15 protein-coding genes are annotated in these 16,781 nt (G+C 44.9%); 4 read left to right on the plus strand and 11 right to left on the minus strand.

What is annotated here, in order from left to right; genetic code table 11:
• Position 1 precedes the first annotated feature (1 nt).
• Positions 2-3,121, minus strand: a complete 3,120-nt coding sequence (locus tag DWW70_RS09905) for a diguanylate cyclase domain-containing protein (RefSeq protein ID WP_118649776.1) — start codon at positions 3,119-3,121, stop codon at positions 2-4.
• A 197-nt stretch (positions 3,122-3,318) separates the two neighbouring features.
• On the opposite strand from DWW70_RS09905, the gene DWW70_RS09910 reads away from it, so the two are divergent.
• Genes DWW70_RS09910 through DWW70_RS09920 form a run of 3 tightly spaced genes read left to right on the plus strand, consistent with a single transcriptional unit; the run spans position 3,319 to position 5,746 of the window.
• Positions 3,319-4,146, plus strand: a complete 828-nt coding sequence (locus DWW70_RS09910; RefSeq protein ID WP_118649777.1) for a pyridoxamine kinase — start codon at positions 3,319-3,321, stop codon at positions 4,144-4,146.
• 23 nt (positions 4,147-4,169) lie between these two features.
• Complete coding sequence (locus tag DWW70_RS09915) at positions 4,170-4,829, plus strand: TatD family nuclease-associated radical SAM protein (protein ID WP_118649778.1); 660 nt, start codon at positions 4,170-4,172, stop codon at positions 4,827-4,829.
• 38 nt (positions 4,830-4,867) lie between these two features.
• Entirely contained in the window at positions 4,868-5,746 is an 879-nt protein-coding gene (locus tag DWW70_RS09920) for a YitT family protein (RefSeq protein ID WP_118649779.1), read from the plus strand.
• On the opposite strand, the gene DWW70_RS09925 is transcribed toward DWW70_RS09920, so the two are convergent.
• From DWW70_RS09925 to DWW70_RS09945, 5 genes are all read right to left on the minus strand, one after another.
• Positions 5,737-6,573 (minus strand): MerR family transcriptional regulator, encoded by an 837-nt coding sequence (locus tag DWW70_RS09925; RefSeq protein WP_118649780.1) that lies wholly within the window; start codon positions 6,571-6,573, stop codon positions 5,737-5,739. The genes DWW70_RS09920 and DWW70_RS09925 overlap by 10 nt on opposite strands.
• Positions 6,574-6,652: 79 nt before the next feature.
• A complete protein-coding gene (locus tag DWW70_RS09930; protein ID WP_118649781.1) occupies positions 6,653-8,005 on the minus strand; it encodes an MATE family efflux transporter in 1,353 nt (450 codons plus the stop codon).
• Positions 8,006-8,114: 109 nt separating this feature from the next.
• Positions 8,115-8,594 carry a cyanase gene (locus tag DWW70_RS09935; protein ID WP_015533612.1) on the minus strand — a complete coding sequence of 160 codons (480 nt, stop codon included), beginning with the start codon at positions 8,592-8,594 and terminating at the stop codon, positions 8,115-8,117.
• A 205-nt stretch (positions 8,595-8,799) separates the two neighbouring features.
• Positions 8,800-9,954 carry an SGNH/GDSL hydrolase family protein gene (locus DWW70_RS09940; protein WP_118649782.1) on the minus strand — a complete coding sequence of 385 codons (1,155 nt, stop codon included), beginning with the start codon at positions 9,952-9,954 and terminating at the stop codon, positions 8,800-8,802.
• Positions 9,955-10,022: 68 nt separating this feature from the next.
• Positions 10,023-11,069, minus strand: a complete 1,047-nt coding sequence (locus tag DWW70_RS09945) for a GDSL-type esterase/lipase family protein (protein WP_118649783.1) — start codon at positions 11,067-11,069, stop codon at positions 10,023-10,025.
• A 255-nt stretch (positions 11,070-11,324) separates the two neighbouring features.
• On the opposite strand from DWW70_RS09945, the gene DWW70_RS09950 reads away from it, so the two are divergent.
• Entirely contained in the window at positions 11,325-12,686 is a 1,362-nt protein-coding gene (locus DWW70_RS09950) for an MATE family efflux transporter (protein ID WP_022216274.1), read from the plus strand.
• A gap of 85 nt (positions 12,687-12,771) precedes the next feature.
• On the opposite strand, the gene DWW70_RS15005 is transcribed toward DWW70_RS09950, so the two are convergent.
• From DWW70_RS15005 to DWW70_RS09970, 5 genes are all read right to left on the minus strand, one after another.
• The gene (locus DWW70_RS15005; protein ID WP_015533608.1) at positions 12,772-12,933 is read right to left on the minus strand and encodes a hypothetical protein; all 162 of its coding nucleotides are present in this window, start codon (positions 12,931-12,933) and stop codon (positions 12,772-12,774) included.
• Between the two features lie 35 nt (positions 12,934-12,968).
• Positions 12,969-13,388, minus strand: a complete 420-nt coding sequence (locus tag DWW70_RS09955; protein WP_055147572.1) for a hypothetical protein — start codon at positions 13,386-13,388, stop codon at positions 12,969-12,971.
• Between the two features lie 132 nt (positions 13,389-13,520).
• On the minus strand, positions 13,521-13,787 hold the full coding sequence (locus DWW70_RS09960; protein ID WP_118649784.1) for a TIGR04076 family protein: 267 nt from the start codon (positions 13,785-13,787) through the stop codon (positions 13,521-13,523).
• Positions 13,784-14,602 (minus strand): pyridoxamine kinase, encoded by an 819-nt coding sequence (locus DWW70_RS09965; RefSeq protein WP_015533605.1) that lies wholly within the window; start codon positions 14,600-14,602, stop codon positions 13,784-13,786. The genes DWW70_RS09960 and DWW70_RS09965 overlap by 4 nt, the downstream gene beginning before the upstream one ends.
• A gap of 39 nt (positions 14,603-14,641) precedes the next feature.
• Positions 14,642-16,774 (minus strand): TaqI-like C-terminal specificity domain-containing protein, encoded by a 2,133-nt coding sequence (locus DWW70_RS09970; protein WP_118649785.1) that lies wholly within the window; start codon positions 16,772-16,774, stop codon positions 14,642-14,644.
• Between the last annotated feature and the right edge of the window lie 7 nt (positions 16,775-16,781).

Consider the following 16,781-nt stretch of genomic DNA (forward strand, 5'->3'; position numbering starts at 1 on the left):
TCTACTCCCCATGCCTCTTCACCTCAATCCTGCCTCTTCCACTCTCCTTAACATCATAGAGGGCGTTATCCGCCTCCTCATACATCTCGTTGAATGTCAGTTCAGTTCTTGCGATCACCGCACCCATGGAGATTCCTGTTCCTCCCTCTGTGGCCTTCACAGTCAGGTTCACCTTGTCAAATATCTGCTGGGCACGTTCCCTTATCACGTCATCAGACACACTCTTGTTGAAGAACAGCATGGCTGCAAATTCATCACCGCCCATACGGCATGCATGGTCATCACCGCGGAGTGCCGCCTGCAGTGTCTGTGCCACAAGGACAAGATATTTGTCGCCATTGTGATGTCCGTAGGTGTCGTTGTACTGCTTGAATCTGTCTACATCCATCATGATCATCACCGCTGTGTGCGTACACTCAAGAAGTCTCTGCTCCATGTCACTTCTAAATGCCGCATGGTTCAAAAGTCCTGTGAGGGGATCTGTACGATAGGTATTCTCCCAGTTTCTGAGTCTCACATCCGCCTTATTCTGCTCCGCATCTGTCAGCATCTTCAAAGCATATGTACTTGATACATCCACTATTACTATTTCTCCTCTGTCTTTCTGAAGTGCCGAATCATAAAACATTCTTCCAGTACATAATACATATATATCCCTGCCATCCTTCCTATGTATCTTGTGTTCCTGAAATACAAATGTGCTCTTTGCCAGATTCGCATTTACCTGACAGAGATATTCTGTTTTATCCTCGTCCGGTATAAGGTCGATCTGGGTTATGATATTATTCTCTATGTCCTCCTTGCTGTAACCCGTAAGCTCCTCAAAATTATCGTCTACAGATATGATCCTCCAGTTTTCATCCACCAGATATCTGCTATATTTGACTGTATGTACACGAAACGCATCCTTGCCATATTCAGTAGAATCCACCATCTGTCTGCGCGCCATAATCCGGATCTCTGTCTGTTCGTCGTCTGTGCTGGCGCCATCACCATCAGCGTCCGCCAGACCATCTCCTGGGGCAGTTCGATCACCAACATTCTCTCCATTACCATCTGCACCGACACCACCATCAGCAGCCCCTTGCTTTGAGTCAGCTGCCAGCGAATCTGCATACTTCTCTGATACAAGCCTTATAAACTCCGAAACTATATATGGATCAAACTGGCTGCCCGCGCAGCTCTTTAATTCTTCTATCGCTTTTGATATCGGCATACCCTTTCTGTAAGGTCTGTCATTGATCATTGCGTCAAATGCATCGACCACCGCGATCACACGTGACAGAACCGGTATGCTTTCACGGCTCAGTCCATCCGGATATCCATTTCCATCCCATCTCTCATGATGATGCCTTATCTCCTCCGCGATCTGTCTGAGTTCTGTGTTGCTCATGGCGATCTCATAACCCTTCTCAACGTGGGAACGCATGATCTTCCATTCCTCATCCGTGAGTTTTCCCGGTTTGTTAAGTATCTCCATAGGAACTCCTACCTTTCCTATGTCATGGAGCAGACAGAGCAGCGCCAGCTTGCTCTGCTGGCTATCTGACAGCTCTATTCGTCTGCCAAGCTCAGCCCCCAGCTCCTGTGTACGACGCACATGCTGTTCCGTATCGCTGTCGCACTCCTCAAGAGCCCTTATAAGCGATGTCAGCATATCTGAGTGCGATGATTCACTGTCCACAAGCTTTTTTGTCTTCATGGCTGTTGCCGCATCAGTGATTGCAGCGACGATGCTCTGTCCCTCATCCGCAGCCACCCCCACTGCATACTGTATACTTCCATCATACTGTTCTTTGACCTTTTCAACACATGCCGCCATCTCTTCCTCACTGCTGTGACTGCAAAGTGCTATCAGGTGCGCATCAATACCCCTGACGTAATATGTTCTCTCCGGAAAGTCCTTTCTCATGATGCCCGCAAGTGCATTTATCCTCTGGTCACCCGCCTGATTACCCAGGGTGCTGTTGATCACGGACAATCCGTTGATATCGCATATTGCCACTCCAACCGGAAACGTAAAATGGTCCACCTCCTCCATGGCAAGTCTCTGAAAGCTATCCCATTTCTGAAATCCTGTAAGCATATCCGTCTCCAGAGATATATCCGAAAATACGAACATCTGGCCAAGCCTTCGGCCTTCCTTGTTGTCAAGCCTTCTGATGTCACACCTTAAAGGTCTGTCTCCATCATCACCTTTTATATAGCACTGCAGAGAAAAACTGTCGTCATCAGCTGCAAGATCAACGGACAGATCATACGTCTCAAGAAACTGCTGCAGATTCTCACATCTGCAGAGGAGTTCCTTTCCAAGGAAGTCATCCGCTCTGTCATTGTGCAGGATCAAATGGTTGTCATAATCAAACAAAACTATTCCCTGACCTATATTCTCGAATATGTTTGTCTTTAGTTTGTTGAGCATGCCATGGGTTGAATAATTAAAGCAGCTCCAGTACAGAATATATGATGTAAGACTGTAGCCGCAGATGGAATAATCCAGAAGTTTGTACACCTCCGATCCCGGAACGTAGAGAAATATTGCATTTATCCCAACGAGCACAGAGAGTCCCAGAATGACACTGCTGTACTGCAAACGATATTCATGCGGAATCGTGCAAAGCTTCTTTACAAGGAGTATGAGTACCACACCCACCAGCGCATATGAAAAAACCAGATGCATATCATACAGCGGCTTCATATCATAGCTGTATTTTGCTATGACGGTGTCCCTTCTGACATACCCTATCGCTATATTTTTGAATGGGTTTATGGCAAATATTACAAGCTCATACAGACAGTAAAAAAAGCATAAGCCTATCGCCGCCTTTCCATACTTTGAAAAACGTCCGTTTGTAAAATAAACAGTAAATATGAGCAGACATACCAGCATATAATCAATGCTTACAAAATATATACTCGACATGACGGACATGGCCATATACGAATCGCTTATAATGCTGATAAGATAACTGACATCAACTATAGCTGCTCCTATGCAGGCAAGTCCCAGAAACCTTCCCGTCGTCTTATTCTTTTTTATGGATTTCATCGCCAGTATAATATCCATGACGGCTATTATGATTGACGAAAAGACATATATCTTTAAAACGACTTCATTCATACTCATTCCTCCTGAACACCCGCCATGCAAAATATGGTTATATTTTACTACGTATCAAGATATGGGGCAATGTAGAAATTTTACCCATTCCCTCCCTTTTGCACATAAATTTCACTTGGTCTGACGGAATTCAAATATTGAACACACCTGTATTTGATGATAAAATCTACTATATTTATTGAATTTGGAGAACTAAGATGCAGAAAAAAATCGCTCTAATAAATGATGTTACAGGATTCGGAAGATGTTCCATCGCTGTCATGGCGCCGATAGTGTCCGCCATGAAGATCCAGGCAGTCACTGTACCGACGGCAATACTGTCTACACATACACAGTTTCCTATATTTTACTTTGATGACTACACACCAAAAATGCGGGATTATATCCAGACCTACAAGGATCTGGAGTTGCAGTTCGATGCCATATCCACAGGATTTCTCGGTTCTGAGGAACAGGTTGATATAGTTATCGACTTTATCAAATACTTTAAAAACGAGAAGAATTTTGTTATCGTTGATCCCGTCATGGGTGACTACGGAAAACTGTACCCGACCTATACCGCATCTATGTGCAGCAAGATGAAGGAGCTTGTAAAATATGCCGACATTATCACTCCTAATCTGACGGAGCTTTGCACCCTCCTTGATCTTCCATATCCGGAGCACACTGTGACCGTGAACGAGCTCAAGCAAATGTGCATGGTCCTGGCAAAGCAGGGACCGGAACATATCGTTGTGACAGGAATACATTTCAATAAGACTCAGATAGCCAACTTCATCTACAACAAGGATGAGGATTTCCAGATGGTCATGGTTGACAGGATCGGCGGCGACAGGAGCGGCACCGGGGATGTGATTGCAGCCATCATTGCGGGTATGTATATGAACGGACACAGCGTCTATGAATCCGTTAAAAAGGCAGCTTCCTATGTGTCAAAGTGCATCAGCTACTGTGTTGAGAACAATGTTCCGGAGAACTGGGGACTGTGCTTTGAAATGTACATGAAGGATCTGACTGAGGAATAACTTAAACGATTGGAGATTCAACTATGGTTTTATACACTGTAACCGGAAAAGTCGGTGAGGAAGGTTACCTCGACATTGCAAAGAGCGGGGATCTCACAGGCAAAAATATATATGTAAACATGACAAACAAATGTCCATGCAGCTGTGTGTTCTGCCTGAGGCAGACAAAAAAGCAGCAGGAGAACAATACTCTCTGGCTGAAGGATGGCGAGCCTTCTATAGAGGAGGTTCTGGAACTTTTCTCAAAGTATGACCTGAATATCATAAATGAACTTGTATTTTGTGGATTTGGCGAGCCTCTTGAGAGACTGGAAGACGTGTGCGCGGTGATCGATTCACTGAAAAACACATATCCCAATCTCAAAGTCCGTCTCAACACCATCGGACTTGCCAATCTTATATATGGGAGAGATGTCACACCTGAGCTTGAGGGCCGATTCGACACTGTATCAATATCCCTGAACGCCCCTGATGAAAATGAATTTCTTGAACTGACCAGATCACGCTATGGGATCCAGTCCTACGCGGCCATCAAGGATTTTGCCGTTCTTGCCAAAAGGTACGTTCCCAATGTTGTCATGACCGTTGTAGAAAAGGTCATGCCTGAGGACAAGATCAAGCGATGCCGCCAGATATGCAAGGATTTAGGCGTGACTTTGAGGGTTCGCCCATTTGAAAATTAACCGCTTTTTACAGTGACACTTACAAAGGAGGTACCGCTATGTTTCAATCTCTAGAGTTAAAACACCCAAGATTTTATCAGGCATTCCGCCTGTTCATCGTCGTATTTGCATCTATACTATACGCATGGAATCTCCGATGCTTTGCCAAGACCGCAGGACTGTTTCCAAGCGGGTTCTCCGGAGCATCCCTGCTTCTCCAGAACATTGGAATAAAATTTCTGCACATAAGCGTGCCTTTTGCAGTATTCAACATTGGACTGAATCTATTTCCCACATACATATCATACAAATATATCGGCAAAAGATTTACCCTCTATTCGATCATAGTCATTCTTCTGTCGAGTATATTTGTGGATATTCTGCCATCATATGTATTCACTGACGACATAATGCTTGTAAGCCTGTTCGGCGGTCTCATCAACGGACTCGCCATCAGCCTGTGCCTGAACGTTGGAACCAGCACCGGGGGAACTGATTTCATAAGCATATTCCTGTCCCACCAGAAGGGTATTGATGCATGGAATTACATACTGCTCGGAAACATCGTGATGCTGATCGCTGCCGGCGCGCTGTTTGGCTGGTCTAAGGCTCTGTATTCGATCATTTACCAGTTCTGCAGCACCCAGGTGATCCAGCTTCTATATAAGAGGTATAAGAAAGAAACGTTGTTCATCATCTCCGACAAGTCAAATGAGATCTACCACGCCATCAGCGACCTGACTCACCATGACGCTACTCTGTTCAAGGGTGTCGGATGTTACGAGGAGAAGGAGAAAACCCTCATCTACTCCGTCATCAACTCGGAAGCGAAGCGTGAGCTCATACCGATGATCCGTGGGATCGATGAGCACGCATTTATCAACGTGGTCAAGACCGAGGAGCTGGACGGAAGGTTCCATGATATTCCTCACGACTGACGTGTGGCATCCCCTACCGGGATCCGTATCTCCGTGACAAACTTGCTCGTGTCACTTGTAAGGCCGTTGTCGATGAGGGTTATCTCCCTTGCAAAATCTGTCATTTCCAAATGTTTTTCTTCTATATATTCCATGAGTCTGCCATAGTGTTCCGGGGCCTCGTTGTGACTGCCGCGGAATCTTATAGTGACGCACCTCTGTGCCGGGATCAATTCCACATCGCCGCGGTATTCCTCCTCATCGTCCAATATGAGGAACGCCCGGTCGTACACATATCTGCCGTGCCGCAGATTGTCCTCAGATATTCCCACGCCGACTTTGCCCAGGAACACCAGTATCTTATCCTGATTCTCCTGAAATCTGCGGATCGAACCTTCCAGTCCAAGGTATGTTCCAAGTTCAAGCTTCTCCCGCACCTGCACTATCCTTTCAGGCGGAATTATCTTCTCTGTTATAACTTCCAGCTCCGATTCAGATGCGTCCCGAAGAAATTCCAGCCTGTGGTCCAACTTCTTTGATATGAGCTCCAGATCCCGGATCTTTGCCGACACGATCTGTTTCTGATTGAGCAATTTTTCCTCTATAAGCTCCACATCCCTGTTCTGAATGAAGTCTCTGATCTCGGATAGCGGCATGTCCAACACCCTAAGATAACCTATGGTATTGAGCACCTCAAGCTGGCGCACTCCATAATATCTGTAGCCGGTATTTTCATCTGTATATTCTGGTGTGAGAAGTCCCTCCTTCTCATAATGGCGCAGTGTACCCATGCTCACATGATACATCTTCGCCACTTCACCTATCTTGAATAATCTGTTTTCATCCATATAAATCTATCCTCACGACAATAATACCTTTACGAAAGGGACGCTCAGTAAACATTACTATCACCAATAAACATATCTCTTATAGGTTCGCCTTATACAGCGTACCGCGTCTCTTCATCCACACAAATGCGCTCACACATATAACTATCGAGATAAGTGATCCCGCAGGAGCCGCAAATCCCATAGGAAACAATGTATCAGGATATTTGATCGATGCCAGATATGAGCCCGGAATCCTTGCACATACTATGGCTATCATGTTGTGTATAAATCCTATGTAGGATTTGCCATATGCACAGAAATATCCGGTGAAGCTGAAATGGATTCCGGCAAATACGCAGTCCACGATATAACTGCTTATATACTGGACACCCATGGTCACAACCACCTTGTTCTTGCTGAAAAGTCCCACAAGTTCCGGTGCAAATATTTCAACTACCGCAATAGCTATGGCTCCGTATACCACTATGATCCCCAGCGCATACCTTAGTATCTGCTCCGCCCGGTCATGCTTTCCTGCGCCAATATTCTGTGCGGCAAGTGCCGACACTGTGGCGAGCATTGACGATGGAACTATGAAGATAAAGCTTATCATCTTCTCCACAACGCCCACTGCCGCCGCGTCATTTACACCACGTTTATTCGCAATGACGGTTATGATGATGAATGCTATCTGTATACAGCCGTCCTGAACAGCCACCGGAAGACCTATCTTTACGATCTCTCCGAGCACAGATCTTCTCGGAACAAAATCATTTTTCGTAAGTCTCAGCCCTGTGTTCATTCTCTTTATCGCCACAAATGATATTATAACGCTGAAGGTCTGTGCCAGCGTTGTTCCAAGTGCTGCGCCAAGAGGGCCCATGCCGCAGACGCCTATAAATATATAATCAAGTGCAATATTAAGGCCGCATGCAACAGCGATGAAGTACATTGGACTTTTGGAATCGCCGAGTCCCCTGAATATGGAACTTATCACGTTGTATGCTGTTATAAATGGAATTCCTATAAAGCAGACTATCAGATAATCCGTGATTCCTTTGACAGCCTCCTCCGGGGTATCCATAACTGCAACTATTGGATTTATAAAAATGAGCAGCATTACTGTAAGCAATACTGATATTATCATGAAGATGGTGACTGTATTTCCGATGGCCGCCTGTGCATCCCGAAGCTTCTTCGCCCCCACTGCTTTTCCTATGACAACTGTGGTTCCCATGGCAAGTCCCACCAGAATAACTGTGAGCATGTGCATGACCTGGGAGCCATTTGCCACCGCTGTGGTGGCCCCGGCATCATTGCCACAGAACTGCCCTATGATGAACAGATCCGCCATCCCGTATAGAGTCTGTAGAAAATAAGATAATAGATAAGGCAGTGCAAAATACGCCATCGTCTTTGGCACACTGCCGGTCGTAAGGTTCTTTTCCATTGATTTGTATGGCCTCGTCTTTCATGTTGATATGGACGGAGGGCGTCCGTTACCTCCGTCCCCACATGATATTAAACCTTACAACAGTTGTAATGTCAACACATCAACTCTACCAAGGATACTGTCCTTTCTTGGCATATGGCAGGAGTTTTCCGTCAAACTTGATGATGACTCTGTGGTTGCCCTCGGCATCCTCAGTCACATCCACGTCAAGGCCAAAATCGATGGCACTCATGATGGCATTTCCGCCCTGCTCGTGGATTATGTCCTTGATGGCAGGACCATATGTATCAATGACCTCATGAAGTCTGTAGAGAATAGGATCCGTGTTGCCTTTATATGGGTGCTCTGCAAGAAATGCCGTGGCTGACTTATCTATTCCCAGTGCTTCTGCAAGCTTATCGCAATATTCTTCAGGCACATACTGCTGTCCCTCAAATGCTGATGCGAGCCATACTTTATTCACACCTATTTTCTCTGCCAGCGCCTCATATGTGAGTCCGCTTGCCTTTTTTGCTGCCTTCATAGCGTCAAGTTCATCTGCGTGCTGCAATCTGATAAGATAATCTGCATTGTTCATCGGTGTCATAACATCATCCTCCTCAAAAATCTGTACGGATATAAAATCCATCATAAAAAAAATAGAGGCACTGCAAGATTCTGCAGTACCTCTTTGTACTTTCTGAGCTAATAATAGTCCTATATTCCCAATATTGCAATATACAACATCATGTATTTATATTTTTTAGATAATTCTTCCGTTCTAAATACTTGCATATTCAGGGCAGCCACTATCAGGCAACAATCACAGACATAAGATAAAATGGTGTAGTGCCGGCACACTCATCATCAAGAACCATTATTTCAAGTGTGTGTTTCTTCTTCTCACCGTGATGAAGCACAGGCTCTATATACAGACAATCACCCCAGTCCTCATCAAAATTGCCATCTAATAAAACTGAATGCTCGATATCCCCATCAAGCACAGCCTGCGCCCTAACCGCAGGTCTTGATATTGTCTTTCTGTACTGTATACCTATACAACTTCCTTCAAGCTCAAATGTTATGCTATCACCGGCATTTTCTCCGATCCATCCATTCTTGAAATGATCAAGGTGTCCCTTCTTCTCATGAGTATCAGCCCTGAACCCTGAAAGCTTAGGACATATCTCGCGTATGGTAAGCCTCTTTGCATACTCATAAGCATTTGCGGTCACAGGTGCCGGAAGTACACATGAGCAGGCTGATTCGTCCTGGATATCATTCTCTGTGTCCGCGCCAGCATATGCGGTATCCGTATTTGAGTCATCAGACAATTTCTCAGACTGTTTGAGATCACCTACAATACTCTCAAGAAACTTTGTTATCTCACCGGCTACCAGGCCATGTCCCTTGTCATTTGGATGAAGTCCATCCGGGGTTATGTCGATCCTGTTATATTCTCCCGCCTTCATCCGTCTGTATATGGTGTCGTGCACGCTCACATACGGCACTCCATAATGATCTGCAAGTCTGTTGTGAATATCCTGGGTGCTCACACCCGTGTCGTAGAAAACATTATTGAGCACCACCACCGCCGGTCTTGAATGCCAGCCAAGCAGTGTTCTCAGCACACCTTCAAAGGTCTCTTCACAGTATATGTTATCCACATCATTTACACTGAAATCCACAACCACAAAATCAGGCTGGTACATGAGCACATCAGTCACAGCCCTGGACACACCATAGTATGAGTCTGTGCCGCCTATTCCGCCATTCACATAATTGAACTTTGCCTGTGGAAATGTATCACACCACCACTTGTATACCCTGTATGCATAAGTATTTTCATGCTCCGTCGCCAAACTTCCCTGCGTTATCGAACCGCCAAGGAACCCTATTGTAAGTTCCTGTCCACTCTGGGCGCGCTGTATAACTGATTTTATTCTTTCAAGATCATAATTTTCCATGGTTTATCCTCCATATTTGAACATCAGCTCATTAATAATCCTATATTACCTCTAAGTTAGGATATAATTTAATTCCACCCCTCAATTTCGAGACCTTCTATATATTCGGCCAGCTCCGTTGCCATCTCACACGCCTCCGGTATTCGGAGATGTCCTGGCGTGCCGCAGCCGTTTCTTCCATATACATAATGAGTTATCATTTTATCATTCATAGTGTCAACCACTTCATCTATAGCCTTGTCCCATGAACAGTCGTGACAGAGAAGTGTGGTACAGCAGATTATGTGTGCATCCGGATATGTCTTCCTGAGTTTTCCCAGAAATTTCATGTAATGGTCACGCCACGTTTCCGCCTGCCTGCCGTTATAGTCATTTTTCATAAAATCATACGGATGGTTGTCATTCTGTCCTATAGCAACTATAACAACCTGAGGTGTGTACTGGGAGAAATCCCACTGTGTCACCGGACCAAATGTAGGATTGTAGTGAATCTTATCCCACACACTTTCCATGCCAATCTGATTCGGCTCTTGGAACCATCCTATCCTGTCCATGAGAGCTATCCCTCCCTGGGCTATGTCATGAATCTGTGCTTTCAGCTTTCTTGCAGTAATCCACGCATACGAATACCAGCTGTTTGAATAACCGCCATTGTGTACCGGGTCTTCCTTTCCAACGCAGTCGACAGCCTCCGATACCTCGCCCGCTGACACCGAATCTCCATACACCTCTATTCGCCTGCCTGACAGCGGTTTCAAAGGAAGAAGTCTCTCCCCATCTCCAATCTCATACTCAAGTATTGTTACCTCATGGCATGCATCCTGTCTCTTGAAGAACAGCACACAATGTTCATTTGTATCGTTATCCGGAACCGCTATATCCAGTTCCATGATCCCTTCTTTGTTCAAAAAATAACTTCTCTGTGACTGGTCAATTATACAGCCCAGATAATTGTTCCAGTAATTGTTTCTGTTGGACACCTTTATCTTAAGAGTATTGCCCGTAAATTTCATCTCCGCAGATGTACAAGGATATACCCACACCGGCTTCTCCGCATCTGTCCAGTCAATACGTCCTGTATACCTGATCATAACATCATTTGGCTTGATCTTCATAATATTGTCTCCTGTCATTCCATTTGTTCTATATATATTATACATTTCTGTTTTCATATTAGTTAAGCTCTACCTAATAGTCAAACTTAATTTAGTTAAATATTAATTATTTTTTAATCACTTTAAACAAAATATGATTGAGAAGGTAGTTTCATATCTATAACACACCCCCATATACGTCTATTGATTATTTTTAACTGCAGTTCTATTATATGAAAGTAAACTATTCAATACATTTTGTAAGGAATGAAATCTATGAAAAGAGTAAACTTTGAAAATGGAAAGATAACTCAAAATATACTCGGTGTGGCCATGCCTATGCTAGTGGCTCAGCTCATAAGTCTGCTGTACAACGTGATCGACCGGATCTACATAGCAAGAATACCTGATGTGGGCACCGCTGCTCTCGGCGGAGTCGGTCTCTGTTTCCCGATCACCATCATAATCACTGCCTTCAGCAATCTGTTTGGCAGTGGCGGTTCCCCTCTGTTCTCAATCAGAAGAGGGATGGGGGATGATAAAACCGCAGATACCATAATGAATACAGCCTTCACTATGTTATGTGGTGCTGCCATTATTCTCATGGCTGTCGGTATGATATTTGCAAGACCGCTGTTGGTCCTGTTCGGAGCATCGGAAAGCGCACTCACATATGCGTACCCATATATGATGATATATCTGCTTGGCACTCTGCCATCCATGGTATCAACAGGCATGAACCCATTCATCAATGCACAGGGATATTCTGTAACAGGTATGCTGACAGTGGCCGTCGGTGCTGCCGCCAACTGTATTCTCGATCCCGTATTTATATTTGTCCTACATCTCGGCGTCAGAGGTGCGGCCATAGCCACCGTGATATCGCAGATCATGTCTGCCGCTTTTGTCCTCTACTTTCTGAAGAACAAAGCCGAATTGCAGGTAAAGCTGCTTTCATTGGGACAATTCAGGGAGTGTGTGACATATGCAAAGGATATTGTCAGTCTGGGAACCGCTGGATTTGTGATGCAGCTCACAAACAGCCTTGTATCAATATGCTGTAACAGTGTCCTGTCACGTACCGGAGGCGATGTCTATGTGTCAGTCATGACCATCGTGTCAAGCGTCAGACAAATCGTCGAAACTCCTATCTGGTCAATAGCCGAAGGTGCTTCCCCAGTCATCAGCTACAATTATGGAGCCAGAAAGCCCGATCATGTCAAAAAATCCATAGCCATCATGTCCCTGCTTGCAGTGATATATATGGTCATAGCATGGGGAATCATCCTGATTGCTCCGGGAGCACTTATATCTGTATTCAGCTCAGACAGTTCACTTATAAGTGACTCCATCCCAGCTCTCAAAATATATTTCGCTGCATTTGCATTTATGCTGCTTCAGTATATCGGCCAGACTACTTTCAAATCGCTGAACAAGAAAAAGCAGGCGATTTTCTTCTCTCTGCTCAGAAAGGCGATCATCGTAGTCCCTCTTACATACCTGCTGCCGTATGCTTTCCATCTCGGAACAAATGGCGTATTCATGGCTGAACCTATATCAAATATACTCGGAGGAAGCGCATGCTTTTTCACAATGCTGTTAACCGTAATACCGGAGCTTAACCGGATGAAAAAATAAAAATGATCCCACAGATATCCATAATAATATCTGTGGGATCAATAATTCTCTCTCTATTTTATTGTCTGGTTAAACTGCTTATCATCTAAGCTGCCTTCTTATCCTGAGTCATGTCTTTTGCATCTGGAGCCGTGATATCCTCTGATTCACGGTGCATCTTCTCACCCCAGTTTTCGTCCACAAAGCATTTGATAGCTGCTGCAAGTGCTATAACCCCAAATGTATAAGCCAATATATCCATTGCCATAATTATCTCTCCTTCACTGGTAATCTCTATTACATTTAATTCCCAATGAAGGTGCGCTTTTTCCCGTCTGACCTGTGTATATATTCCAGGAGTATCCATCTGCGGCTGTTTGTCATCTCGGGATATCTGCCTGCAGATGCACATACACAGAATATCAGACTCAACAGCAATGCCGCAAGAACCGCCGACAGCATCCATGTATCGTCTATGGATTCTTCTGAATTTCCAGTCCGTATGTTCCTTGTCTGGATCACAAGCCCCGCAGAACTGTCAACCATGAGCACATCGTTGTTCCCGGCGTCTATTCCCCGACTCTCACCAAGCAATGATACCGAATGCGCAGAATAATTCCTGACATTCGGGTTGTAAAGCCCACAAACTCCAAGATATGAGACGCACATAACCACAGCAATTATCCATGCATATATATTGTAATGTGCTCTGCATCCTGCCATATGTGCCACCTCCCATACTTGATAAATACATCTGTCTTACTTACCATGTATTATATTATATAAGGGAGATTTTTTCTTCCGATACACCGCTTCTTTAGCTGTCTCTTTGCCGTTTATTTGTCAATTCTTATCCTACTCAGGCTGGACAACCTCTATCCTGAACACATTGATCGTGTCCACATCAGGACAACAGAACACTGCAGTTCCCGGCTCATTTCCCGGGATGGTTCCACCATATCTAAGAATATCCACATATGGAAATGCCACATGCATGGCCATGGGACAGAGCTGCCCTCGCTCAGTATCAAAATCGTAGCTGTCACCTATCTTATGCCCCCTGTGGCAGCCGTGAGGGCCTTTGCGGTCTATGAGTGTTATCTTGATCTGCGGTCTGCTCATTCCGTTATCACCTCTATGTACTGTTCAAGAGGGATTCCCTTGTACTTGTCAACATTGTCCTTGTTCAAGGCTATAAGCTTCTCCACCACTTTCATGGCTGACTGCACACTGTCTTCTATGCTGTGTCCGCCTCTGTACTTTCCGATAAGCACAGCAGAGAATATATCACCGGTTCCCGGAAATCTCACAGGAATCTCTGTATATGGGAACACGTTCATTTTGTCTGTCTCGCCATCCAACAGGAGAGTGCTTGTCTGTCCATCTATATTCACGCTGGTAATAACTACGGTCTTTGCTCCATATCCGTGAAGCGTATGTGCCAGATCTTCGGCCTCCGCCATGGTCAGTATCCTCTTGTCAGTGTATTTGCTGGCAAGAAATGCTGCTTCTGTGCAGTTTGGCACTATGAGATCCGCCACTTTGCACATCTGTCTCATATAGCCAACCGTATTCTCCGTAACACCGTTGTACAGGATTCCGTCATCGCCCATGATCGGATCGACAAATATAAACGCACCCTGGTCTTTCTTCTTCTCACAGAACTCAGCCACAAGCCTGGTCTGTTCCTCCGATACAAGAAATCCGGTTGCTATGGTGTCAAATGTAAATCCAAGCTCACCCCACACTCTCATGCTGTTCTTCATATAGCCGGTGGTCTCAAGAATATCGAATTTACCGTAGTCCAGTGTGTTTGACACAAGGGCTGTCGGCAGGTTGTACACCTGAAATTTCATGTTGGACATGATCGGTATCATGGCTGACAGTGCAACCTTGCCATAACCAGCCATATCGTTTATAAGCAGTATATTATTCATAGTCTCTTCCTCTTCCTGATCAATTAAAGTATATTATTTTTATAACATATATTTGTCACCGGATAAAGACTGCTTTATGAACTCGTACTCTTCATCGGTGACTGAGTACAGCTTCCTAACAATGTCATCTATCTCTTCATACAATCTGTATCGCTGCAAATGGTCTTTACCTGTCTTGTACGTCTGCATTTCTGAATTCACAGAACTTTCTGTGATAAGTTCTTCTGCCATAAGCTCTTCTGCCTTTGAGATTATGCGTCTCTGTGTCTCCTCGTCTGCGACTGGAACAGGAATATTCTCTATATGGGATCTCAGAACCTTCACTGCGTTGTACCGCTTCTCATATATGTACTGCGCCACCCTTGAATTGAGTATCGCCATGATATATCTCATATCAAGTCCCGGTATATGTGGAATGACCACATTGCAACTGTTCAACGTAAGCCTCTGCCTGTCGTCATATACAAATACAAGCTGTCTGTTGATAAACCTGTAGATCAGTTTCTCCGGAGCCCGGTAAAGCTCCAGCGGCGCCGCCTGCTGATACAGGGTAAGTTCCGGATACATATATTTTTCCGTTTTTCCGCATCTGTATCTGTATACATCTGCTCCGGTTATCACTGCCTCCATTCCCTCTCCGCATTCTGTGGACACATATTTCGCATTATCCCCGGTCACTATTCCCAGTGCAAAATCTGCCTGTCCACGCAGAAATTCACAGTTATCTGTATTTTCTATTCTGCAAAGCAGCCTGTACTCATCATCAGTGAGCCTAAGCATAAAATTCTCACTGCCAAGCGGCCTGTCCGTTCCTACAACAAACTCTCTGCCGTCTCTCTCGATCACCGCACCTTTGCTATGTCCAGGATCAAAACTCTTTTCAAGCTGCAGCACCAACGATGGACATTGCACACCATAGAATGCATCGCCAAGGAAACTCACCCGGCTCACATTTGCCGATTCGGCTATGATCTCCCTGATCGTCTTATGATTATGTACATCTAACAATGCCTCCGGCAGCACAAATGCAAGAACTCCTTCATCTGTCAACAGCTTCAGCGCACACTCCACGAACACATCAGACGACTCCACGCCCCTTCCGGCTGCAGTTCTGTATGCTTTCCTGAGTAATGTCCGTGTCTCCCTGTCAAATGTATATCCCCACGGCGGGTTACCGATGATGATGTCATATCCCGGATCAGCCAAGAGCTTCTTATCATCCCCACCACATTCTGAATCATTCCTGTATTCTGAAATGAAGTCTCTGCGCTCTATGTGCTCATATATTGTCCGGATCGCTTCGTCCACATTGACATGTCTTCTTCCGGACAATCTCCCAAGTGCCAGATTGAACCTCGCAAGCTGTACACTGAGTTCATCTATATCGCACGCATATATATTATTTAGTTCTATATCATCCGGAAGCTGTATAAGGAAATTACCGGTTCCGCAACATGGATCGAATAATCGCTTACCACCCTCAGATATTCTGCTTCCCATATCACCGGTCACATCACTTATCAGCGTTCTTACTACCTTTGTCGGCGTATAATATGAACCAGCCGCCTTCCGGCTGCCTGCATCTCTTATAGACATATAGAGAAGTCCAAGTACGTCCTCCCCCTTTTGATAATAGTAATTGGTGTCCATAAGATTTTTGTTATTATTTGCCCATGATAATGCTGCTTTTTTGTCCTGAATTATATCATCGATCAGCGCACTCCATACACCAATTGTCAAGCTTCCATCTATATATGCAGGGAATATTTCTCTGTCAACAGTAATCTCACCACTGCTTACCAGCAGCTTGAGTGCACAATCCGCCAGCAGAGTTCTCATGACCATCTCAGTCACACATATATTCTGCCTCTCCAGCTTATCCACCAGACTTTTTACTGTGTCTGTACTCTCGCAAATGTCTGACACATATCTGTCATACAATCCTTTGCCGGACACATACCGCTTATTCCGCCGGCTTCTGAGCGACCTTCGTTCGCCAGTTTCCAGTGACTGTTTCAGATTACTTACGTACTCCTCTGTGAAATACATCTGACCGGCCGGATCTATGCCCTGTGATTCAATTTTCCCAAGTCTGAGCCAGTTCCGCCCCGTTGCCCTCGATATTGAAAGCTGCTGACACAATCCATCCAGCGTTATGTATTCCTCACTCATACACAGC

The organism is Coprococcus sp. AF16-5 (assembly GCF_003479365.1).
In the GTDB taxonomy this organism is placed as follows: Bacteria; Bacillota; Clostridia; order Lachnospirales; family Lachnospiraceae; genus Coprococcus; species Coprococcus aceti.

Coding starts and splice junctions, on each gene's coding strand:
- DWW70_RS09905 (WP_118649776.1), bottom strand. CDS start 3,121: ATGAATGAAGTCGTTTTAAAGATATATGTCTTTTCGTCAATCATAATA.
- DWW70_RS09910 (WP_118649777.1), top strand. CDS start 3,319: ATGCAGAAAAAAATCGCTCTAATAAATGATGTTACAGGATTCGGAAGA.
- DWW70_RS09915 (WP_118649778.1), top strand. CDS start 4,170: ATGGTTTTATACACTGTAACCGGAAAAGTCGGTGAGGAAGGTTACCTC.
- DWW70_RS09920 (WP_118649779.1), top strand. CDS start 4,868: ATGTTTCAATCTCTAGAGTTAAAACACCCAAGATTTTATCAGGCATTC.
- DWW70_RS09925 (WP_118649780.1), bottom strand. CDS start 6,573: ATGGATGAAAACAGATTATTCAAGATAGGTGAAGTGGCGAAGATGTAT.
- DWW70_RS09930 (WP_118649781.1), bottom strand. CDS start 8,005: ATGGAAAAGAACCTTACGACCGGCAGTGTGCCAAAGACGATGGCGTAT.
- DWW70_RS09935 (WP_015533612.1), bottom strand. CDS start 8,594: ATGACACCGATGAACAATGCAGATTATCTTATCAGATTGCAGCACGCA.
- DWW70_RS09940 (WP_118649782.1), bottom strand. CDS start 9,954: ATGGAAAATTATGATCTTGAAAGAATAAAATCAGTTATACAGCGCGCC.
- DWW70_RS09945 (WP_118649783.1), bottom strand. CDS start 11,069: ATGAAGATCAAGCCAAATGATGTTATGATCAGGTATACAGGACGTATT.
- DWW70_RS09950 (WP_022216274.1), top strand. CDS start 11,325: ATGAAAAGAGTAAACTTTGAAAATGGAAAGATAACTCAAAATATACTC.
- DWW70_RS15005 (WP_015533608.1), bottom strand. CDS start 12,933: ATGGCAATGGATATATTGGCTTATACATTTGGGGTTATAGCACTTGCA.
- DWW70_RS09955 (WP_055147572.1), bottom strand. CDS start 13,388: ATGGCAGGATGCAGAGCACATTACAATATATATGCATGGATAATTGCT.
- DWW70_RS09960 (WP_118649784.1), bottom strand. CDS start 13,787: ATGAGCAGACCGCAGATCAAGATAACACTCATAGACCGCAAAGGCCCT.
- DWW70_RS09965 (WP_015533605.1), bottom strand. CDS start 14,602: ATGAATAATATACTGCTTATAAACGATATGGCTGGTTATGGCAAGGTT.
- DWW70_RS09970 (WP_118649785.1), bottom strand. CDS start 16,774: ATGAGTGAGGAATACATAACGCTGGATGGATTGTGTCAGCAGCTTTCA.